This window comes from Pseudomonas sp. NPDC087804, assembly GCF_044742965.1.
GTDB lineage: Bacteria > Pseudomonadota > Gammaproteobacteria > Pseudomonadales > Pseudomonadaceae > Aquipseudomonas > Aquipseudomonas rustica.
Map to the genome: position 1 here is coordinate 38,026 of NZ_JBIUVN010000038.1, position 7,762 is coordinate 45,787.

Here is a 7,762-nt window from a genome sequence, read left to right on the forward strand (position 1 = left end):
ATCCTTGATCGTTATAAGCTCCGAACCATTCGGAACAAGCTGTGGATAACTCTGTTGGTAACTTGTGAAGCAAGCTTACGGATTTCGCACCTTGTCGAGCACCGCCAGCGAGCGCGATGCGTTAAGGACGAGGCCGTAACTGAGTTTGTCGTAGGTGCGGAACACCATCAGCAACCCGGCGCGTTCGTCGGGAATTTTCAGCGGTTGGCCAGTGATACGGTCGCGCACGGTTTCGCCGGTTTTCATGACCTCCAACACGTTGCCTTCGACCAATCCGTCGCGTTTGCCCTTGTTCAGGGTGACCACGTCCATCACGCCGATCTGAGTGACGCCGCGTGGCACGTCGATGATCACGCCGTTGATCTGGGTAGCGGGTGCGCTGGGCATGAAGGTCGAGTTGATCGAACGCTCTTCGCCGCTGAACAAGCGGTCGCCGAGGCGCACTTCCTGCGTGGTGCGTTGCAGGGCGAGGGTGGCAACGTCACCTTCGGTCGCGACGATTTCACCGCCGCCGATGTCGTCGGCGTTGATGCCGAGGAACTCCTTGGTCTGCGGATCGGTGTAGACCTTGCCCTGGCGGAAGATGCCGTAGACCGGTTGATTCGGGTCGAAATGGCCACGCGCGTAGATGCGGTCGCCGGTACCGCTGAGTACTCGTTCGGCATCGCCGGCGACGATATACGGCGCCTTGTCGAAATCTTCGGCCTTGTCGACGATGCGGTTGCTCAGCAGAAAACTGTTGATCGATTTCAGCGGAATGCTCGGAATCGCCTCGGCCACCGGGCTGGTGCGAATCCGTGGTGAGAGTTTGATGGTGCCGCGCGACTCGCCGCGATTGAGCGTCAGACGCGGCTGGCCATTGACGTAGCTGAGCGTCAGCGTGTCGCCGGGATAGATCAGGTTGGGGTTCTCAATTTGCGGATTGGCCCGCCATAACTGCGGCCATTGCCAGGGCTCGCGCAGGTATTTGCCGGAAATGTCCCAGAGTGTGTCACCCGTAACCACCGTGTATTGCTGTGGAAAACCATCCCTGAGTTGCACTTGCCCTTGCGCTACGCCGGCCGAAGCCAGCAACAGCAGGGCGAGTAGTGTTTTCCTCATGCAGTGAATCCCTTTATCATGTGCGTTCGCGTGAACCGTCAGAGCCCCCGTGGCTCGCTTGAGCAAAATGCACAAGCTACGCTTCACAAACGGTAGCCTGCATCTTCGGACCTGCCAGGCCATCGACCCGACTTTACTCAACACGTGCAGCAATCAAAGCCTATGGCCATTTTAGACATCCTCGAATTTCCGGACCCGCGTCTGCGCACTATCGCCAAACCTGTGGCTGTAGTGGACGACGAAGTGCGTCAGTTGGTCGACGACATGTTTGAAACAATGTATGAAGCGCCGGGCATCGGCCTCGCCGCGACCCAGGTCAACGTGCACAAACGTATCGTCGTGATGGACCTTTCCGAAGACCGTACCGAGCCCCGGGTGTTCATCAACCCCGAGTTCGAATCGCTGACCGAAGAAATGGAGCAATACCAGGAAGGCTGCCTCTCGGTACCGGGTTTCTACGAAAACGTCGACCGCCCGCAGAAGGTCAAGATCAAGGCGCTGGACCGCGACGGCAAGCCCTATGAACTGATCGCCGAAGGCCTGCTCGCGGTGTGCATCCAGCACGAATGCGACCACCTCAACGGCAAATTGTTCGTCGATTACCTGTCCACGCTCAAACGCGACCGGATCAAGAAGAAACTGGAAAAGCTCCACCGCCAGAACGCTTGATGCCCCTCCTTCAAAGGCTTGCTGCGGCAAGCCTTTTTCTTTTCAAGAGACGCCTTCCATGACTGAGCCACTGCGCATCGTTTTTGCCGGTACCCCGGAATTTGCCGCCGAACACCTCAAGGCCCTGCTGAGCAGCCCTTACGAGATCGTTGCGGTCTACACCCAACCGGATCGTCCGGCCGGTCGCGGGCAAAAACTGATGCCGAGCCCGGTCAAACAGCTCGCGCTGGAAAATAATATCCAGGTGTTGCAGCCGCCGACGTTGCGCAACGCTGACGCTCAAGCCGAGCTGGCCGCGCTGAAGCCGGATTTGCTGGTGGTGGTCGCCTACGGCCTGATCCTGCCGCAAGTGGTGCTGGATATTCCGCGCTTGGGTTGCATCAACAGTCACGCATCGTTGCTGCCACGCTGGCGCGGTGCGGCGCCGATCCAGCGCGCCGTCGAACACGGTGATGCCGAAAGCGGCGTGACCGTGATGCGCATGGAAGCTGGCCTCGACACCGGGCCGATGCTGCTCAAGGTCGTCACGCCGATCACGGGCGAAGACACTGGCGGCTCCTTGCATGATCGTCTCGCCGAGATGGGCCCGCCGGCCGTGGTGCAAGCGATTGCCGGTCTGGCCGCAGGCACGCTGGAAGGCGAAGTGCAGAACGATGAACTCGCCACTTACGCGCACAAATTGAACAAAGACGAAGCACGTATCGACTGGAGCCGTCCGGCGGTTGAACTGGAGCGACTGGTGCGCGCCTTCAATCCATGGCCGATCACCCACAGCACCCTTAACGGTGAAGCGCTGAAAGTGCTGGCGGCGACCATTGCCGAAGGCAACGGCGCGCCGGGTGAAATCCTCAGCGCCAGCAAGGACGGCCTGGTCGTCGCGTGCGGCGAACAGGCGCTGTGCCTGACCCGCCTGCAGTTGCCCGGTGGCAAAGCGCTGAACTTCAGCGATCTGTTCAACAGCCGCCGTGAGAAATTCGCTGTCGGCACGGTGCTCGGCGCAGCGGTGGACGCGCAATGAACCCGCGTCTGGCCGCCGCCAAGGCACTCGCCGCCGTGCTCAGCGGCAAAGCTTCGCTGAACAGTTCACTGCCGACACAACTGGACAAGGTCGAGGATCGCGATCGCGGTTTCACTCAGGATCTGGCGTTCGGCACCGCGCGCTGGCAGCCACGCCTGTCGGCACTGGCGGAAAAACTTCTGCAGAAACCGTTCAAAACCGCCGATGCCGATGTCGAGGCGTTGCTGCTGGTCGGCCTCTACCAATTGCTCTACACCCGCGTGCCGGCCCACGCCGCCATCGGCGAAACCGTCGGTTGCGCCGACAAGCTGAAAAAACCTTGGGCCAAAGGCCTGCTCAACGCGGTGTTGCGTAACGCTCAGCGCGAAAGCGAGACGATTTTTGCCGAACTGGAGCGTGATCCGGTGGTGCGTACCGCTCATCCGCGCTGGCTGCAAAAGTCCCTCAAGGCTTTCTGGCCGGAACAGTGGGAAGCCATCTGCGAAGCGAACAACGCGCATCCGCCGATGATCCTCCGGGTCAACCGCCGCCATCACAGCCGCGACGCCTACCTCGGCTTGCTGACTGAAGCCGGAATTGCCGCAACGCCCTGCGTTTACAGCCGCGACGGCATCATTCTCGAAGCCGCCGCCGATGTGCGAAGCCTGCCGGGTTTTGCCGAAGGCTGGATCAGCGTGCAGGACGAAGCCGCGCAACTGGCCGCCGACCTGCTCGACCTGGCGCCAGGCCAACGCGTGCTCGACGCCTGCTGCGCGCCGGGTGGCAAGACTTGTCACATCCTCGAAGCCGAAGCGGCGCTGGCCGGCGTGGTCGCGGTGGATCTGGAAGCCAAGCGTCTGGTGCGCGTGAAGGAAAACCTTGAGCGCCTCGGCCTCAACGCCGAACTGATCGCCGCTGACGGTCGCGACACCGAAAAATGGTGGGACGGCAAACCGTTCCAGCGCATCCTGCTCGACGCGCCGTGCTCGGCCACCGGCGTGATCCGCCGCCATCCGGACATCAAGCTGACCCGTCAGCCGGACGACATCGTCGCCCTCGCGCAACTGCAAGGCGAGCTGCTCGACGCCATGTGGAAAACCCTCGAAGTCGGCGGCATTCTGCTTTATGCCACCTGCTCGACGCTGCCGACCGAGAACACCGAAGTCATCGCCGCGTTTCTTGAGCGCACACCGGGCGCCCGCGAACTGGATCTGGCCACCACGGCCGGAATCAAACAGCCCCATGGTCGCCAATTGCTGGCCCAGCAGGGCGGGCATGACGGGTTCTACTACGCCAAGCTGATCAAGATCGCTGCCGCACGCGGCTAAATGGATTCAATGGAGTGACTGGATGAAAATCATCATCCTCGGGGCAGGGCAGGTCGGCGGTTCGCTGGCTGAGCACCTCGCCAGCGAAGCCAACGATATCACCGTGGTCGACACCGACGGCGAACGCCTGCGCGACCTCGGCGATCGTCTCGACATCCGTACCATTCAGGGCCGAGGCTCGTTGCCGACGGTGCTGCGTCAGGCCGGCGCAGACGACGCCGATATGCTGGTGGCGGTGACCAACAGCGACGAAACCAACATGGTCGCCTGTCAGGTCGCCCACACGTTGTTTCACACGCCGACGAAAATCGCCCGAGTGCGCGAAGCTTCGTACCTGACGCGCGAAGAGCAGTTGTTCCAGAACGAAGCGATTCCGGTCGACGTGCTGATCAGCCCCGAGCAAGTGGTGACCAATTACATCAAGCGCCTGATTGAATATCCGGGCGCGTTGCAAGTAATCGACTTCGCCGGAGGTCAGGCGCAACTGGTCGCGGTGCGCGCCTATTACGGCGGGCCGCTGGTCGGTCAGCAACTGCGCCAGTTGCGTGAACACATGCCGAATGTCGAAACCCGCGTCGCAGCGATTTTCCGTCGTGACCGGCCGATCTTGCCGCAGGGCGACACGGTGATCGAGGCCGACGATGAAGTCTTCTTCATCGCCGCGCGTGAGAATATTCGCGCAGTGATGAGCGAAATGCGCCGTCTCGACGAAACCTACAAACGCATCGTCATTGCTGGCGGCGGACAGATCGGTGAGCGCCTGGCCGAGGCCATCGAAAGCCGTTATCAGGTGAAAATCATCGAGATGAACCCGGCGCGCTGCCGCTATCTCTCCGACACCCTCGACAGCACCGTGGTGCTGCAGGGCAGCGCGTCCGACCGCGATTTGCTGCTGGAAGAGAACATCGCCGACGCCGATATCTTCCTCGCGCTGACCAACGATGACGAAGCCAACATCATGTCTTCGCTACTGGCGAAACGGCTGGGGGCGAAGAAGGTCATGACGATCATCAACAACCCGGCCTACGTCGACCTGATTCAGGGCGGCGACATCGACATCGCCATCAGCCCGCAACTGGCGACCATCGGCACGTTGCTGGCGCACGTGCGCCGTGGCGATATCGTCAGCGTGCACTCACTGCGCCGCGGTGCGGCGGAAGCGATCGAGGCGATTGCTCACGGTGATGCGAAATCGAGCAAGGTCATCGGCAAACCGATCGAAAAGATCGGCCTGCCGCCGGGCACCACGATTGGCGCGGTGATCCGCAACGAACAAGTGATCATCGCCCACGACGACACGGTGATCGAAGCGGGCGACCATGTGATTCTGTTCCTTGTGGATAAAAAGCATATTCGCGATGTGGAGAAGCTGTTTCATGTGGGGCTGAGCTTTTTCTGAGGTTGATCGTTCCCACGCTCCGCGAGGGAATGCAGCCCGGGATGCTCTGCGTCCCAAGAGCGGACGCAGAGCGTCCATTGAGGCATTCCCACGCGGAGCGTGGGAACGATCACTGAAGCGAGGGTGCAAAAATGCTCGAATCCCTGGAAAAAATGCTCGCCAAGGGTGTGGATAACTCTCTGCTGCGCTTCGGCCTGGGCAAGGGCTATCTGGATCAGGGCGAAAACGCCAAGGCTGCCGAACATTTCCAGCGCTGCGTCGGCTTCGATCCGAAGTATTCCGCCGCGTGGAAACTGTTGGGCAAGGCGCAACTGGCGCTGGGCGACACTGCCGCCGCACGTCAGGCGTGGGAACAAGGTCTGGAAGCCGCCCGCGCCCATGGCGACAAGCAGGCCGAGAAGGAAATGACGGTGTTTTTGAAGAAACTCGATCGTCAGGCGCAGTGACGTTCTACAAGTAGCGCAAACCGATGCCTTCGGCGTCGACCGTTACCACTTCCATTCGCACCCGTGGCGCGCCTGTGGGTAAATCCTGAACCTGGCCATAGACGACCGCACCTTTGGGCAACGAAGCCAGGCTCGGATGCTGGACATATACCCCGGTGGGCGACAGGTTGCGGGTTTGCCCGAGGCATTCGCCGAAGCTGTCGTGGGTGATTTTGATGCGGAAGGATTTGCGGTGTTCGGACATCTTGGTGCGCCCTTTTTTGAACGTTTCTGTGGATAACCTCAAGCAGGATCAAAAGATCGCAGCCTGCGGCAGCTCCTACAGGTTATCCACAGAGTGTGCCAACTTCGTCAGTACCAGCGTTCTTCGCCGGGTGGGCGCTTTTTGAAGCGCTTCATGCTCCACATGTATTGGCTCGGATAGGCGGCGACGTAGCGCTCGACGACTTTGCTCATTGCTGCGCAGGATTCGGCGGTATCGGTGCTGTACATGGCTTCGGGCGCGGCTTCGAGGATCACTTTGTAGCCAGAACCGTCGGGCAGGCGCAGCGCATGCAGGAACACGCCGACGGCTTTGCCACCGGCCAACATGTTCGGCACGAATTTGCTGGTCAGCGCCTGCGTGGCGAAGAACGGCACGAAGATCCCGGCGGATTCGGCCGGTTCCGGGTCAGCGGGGATGCCCACTGCACCACCTTTGCGCACTTCCTTGATAACGCTGAGGATGCCTTCCTTGGTGGAGGCGGCGACCTTGTTGCCCAGTTGCACGCGCTGTTTGCGCAGCAATTCGTCCACAGCTTTGAGCTTCGGCGGGCGATAGAAAATGATCGGTTTGCACTGACTGCAATAGAAGTGGTTGAGCACTTCCCAGTTGCCGAGGTGGCTGGTGATGCCGACCACGCCTTTGCCCGAGGCCAAAGCGTCTTTCAGCACGTCGAGGCCTTCGACTTCGCGCACCAGATCGATCGAACGCTGCGCCGGCCAGATCCACGCGCAGGCGCTTTCGGTCAGCGACTTGCCGATGTCTTTTAGGCTCTGCCCGACCAGACGCTCACGTTCGGCCGGATCCATCTGTGGAAAACATTTGGCGAGGTTGATCCGCACCACGTCGCGGGAGCGGTTGGGGGTTTTCCACATGATCCAGCCGATCGCCGAACCCACGGCCTGCACGGCCCGCCATGGCAGCAGGGCAAACAGCCGCAGAGCGCCTACCAGCAAGGCGCCTTTAAACTTTTCCACAGGTCACTCCTGATCTTGTGCGGTGCGCGAGGCGGCCATTCTAACCGGCGTTGACGAGCTGCGCGTAGCGGTCGCAGTCGCGGGTGTGATCCATGACCATGCCCGAAGCCTGCATCAGCGCGTAGCAAATGGTCGGGCCGACGAACGTGAAACCGGCCTTTTTCAGGGCTTTGCTCATCGCCAGCGCTTCGGGGGTGATCGCCGGGACTTCGCTGCGATCCTTGAAATGATTGATGATCGGTTGGTCGTTGACGAACGACCAGAGGAAGGCCACCGGATCCTCCAGCGCCAGCCAGGCCTGGGCATTGCGGCGGGCGGCGTTGAGTTTGAGGCGGTTGCGGATGATCCCCGGATCGAGCATCAATTCGTCGATTTCGGCGTCGCTCATCTGCGCCACGCGCTGCACGTCGAAGCCGAACAGCACCTCGCGATAACGCTCGCGTTTGCGCAGCACGGTGATCCACGACAGCCCAGCCTGGAACCCTTCGAGCAAAAGCAACTCGAACAAACCCTGCGCATCGCGTAGCGGCGTGCCCCACTCCTGATCGTGATAAGCCATGTACAGCGGATCTTCGGTACACCA

9 protein-coding genes are annotated in these 7,762 nt (G+C 60.9%); 5 read left to right on the forward strand and 4 right to left on the reverse strand.

Annotated features, from left to right (window positions below):
• Positions 1-75: 75 nt before the first annotated feature.
• On the reverse strand, positions 76-1,101 hold the full coding sequence (locus ACIOMO_RS26330) for a LysM peptidoglycan-binding domain-containing protein (protein ID WP_053125331.1): 1,026 nt from the start codon (positions 1,099-1,101) through the stop codon (positions 76-78).
• 162 nt (positions 1,102-1,263) lie between these two features.
• Here ACIOMO_RS26330 and def point away from each other — a divergent pair, with 162 nt between their 5' ends.
• From def to ACIOMO_RS26355, 5 genes are all read left to right on the forward strand, one after another.
• The gene (gene def / locus ACIOMO_RS26335) at positions 1,264-1,770 is read left to right on the forward strand and encodes a peptide deformylase (protein ID WP_053125329.1); all 507 of its coding nucleotides are present in this window, start codon (positions 1,264-1,266) and stop codon (positions 1,768-1,770) included.
• Between the two features lie 58 nt (positions 1,771-1,828).
• Positions 1,829-2,788 carry a methionyl-tRNA formyltransferase gene (gene fmt, locus ACIOMO_RS26340; RefSeq protein WP_401244397.1) on the forward strand — a complete coding sequence of 320 codons (960 nt, stop codon included), beginning with the start codon at positions 1,829-1,831 and terminating at the stop codon, positions 2,786-2,788.
• Positions 2,785-4,095 (forward strand): 16S rRNA (cytosine(967)-C(5))-methyltransferase RsmB, encoded by a 1,311-nt coding sequence (gene rsmB / locus ACIOMO_RS26345; RefSeq protein ID WP_212545436.1) that lies wholly within the window; start codon positions 2,785-2,787, stop codon positions 4,093-4,095. The genes fmt and rsmB overlap by 4 nt, the downstream gene beginning before the upstream one ends.
• Before the next feature lie 22 nt (positions 4,096-4,117).
• Positions 4,118-5,494 carry a Trk system potassium transporter TrkA gene (trkA, locus tag ACIOMO_RS26350; protein WP_053125322.1) on the forward strand — a complete coding sequence of 459 codons (1,377 nt, stop codon included), beginning with the start codon at positions 4,118-4,120 and terminating at the stop codon, positions 5,492-5,494.
• Positions 5,495-5,625: 131 nt separating this feature from the next.
• Positions 5,626-5,940, forward strand: a complete 315-nt coding sequence (locus ACIOMO_RS26355; RefSeq protein WP_401244399.1) for a tetratricopeptide repeat protein — start codon at positions 5,626-5,628, stop codon at positions 5,938-5,940.
• Between the two features lie 4 nt (positions 5,941-5,944).
• Here the strand turns inward: ACIOMO_RS26355 and ACIOMO_RS26360 are convergent, their stop codons facing one another.
• From ACIOMO_RS26360 to tag, 3 genes are all read right to left on the reverse strand, one after another.
• A complete protein-coding gene (locus ACIOMO_RS26360) occupies positions 5,945-6,184 on the reverse strand; it encodes a PilZ domain-containing protein (RefSeq protein ID WP_053125318.1) in 240 nt (79 codons plus the stop codon).
• A gap of 107 nt (positions 6,185-6,291) precedes the next feature.
• A complete protein-coding gene (locus tag ACIOMO_RS26365; protein WP_008084359.1) occupies positions 6,292-7,179 on the reverse strand; it encodes a lysophospholipid acyltransferase in 888 nt (295 codons plus the stop codon).
• A gap of 40 nt (positions 7,180-7,219) precedes the next feature.
• On the reverse strand, positions 7,220-7,762 hold a 543-nt coding region (gene tag / locus ACIOMO_RS26370), incomplete at its 5' end, for a DNA-3-methyladenine glycosylase I (RefSeq protein WP_401244401.1).

What these genes read in the sequence shown, in the direction of transcription:
- ACIOMO_RS26330 (WP_053125331.1), bottom strand. Translation starts at nt 1,101, where the DNA reads ATGAGGAAAACACTACTCGCCCTGCTGTTGCTGGCTTCGGCCGGCGTA.
- def (WP_053125329.1), top strand. Translation starts at nt 1,264, where the DNA reads ATGGCCATTTTAGACATCCTCGAATTTCCGGACCCGCGTCTGCGCACT.
- fmt (WP_401244397.1), top strand. Translation starts at nt 1,829, where the DNA reads ATGACTGAGCCACTGCGCATCGTTTTTGCCGGTACCCCGGAATTTGCC.
- rsmB (WP_212545436.1), top strand. Translation starts at nt 2,785, where the DNA reads ATGAACCCGCGTCTGGCCGCCGCCAAGGCACTCGCCGCCGTGCTCAGC.
- trkA (WP_053125322.1), top strand. Translation starts at nt 4,118, where the DNA reads ATGAAAATCATCATCCTCGGGGCAGGGCAGGTCGGCGGTTCGCTGGCT.
- ACIOMO_RS26355 (WP_401244399.1), top strand. Translation starts at nt 5,626, where the DNA reads ATGCTCGAATCCCTGGAAAAAATGCTCGCCAAGGGTGTGGATAACTCT.
- ACIOMO_RS26360 (WP_053125318.1), bottom strand. Translation starts at nt 6,184, where the DNA reads ATGTCCGAACACCGCAAATCCTTCCGCATCAAAATCACCCACGACAGC.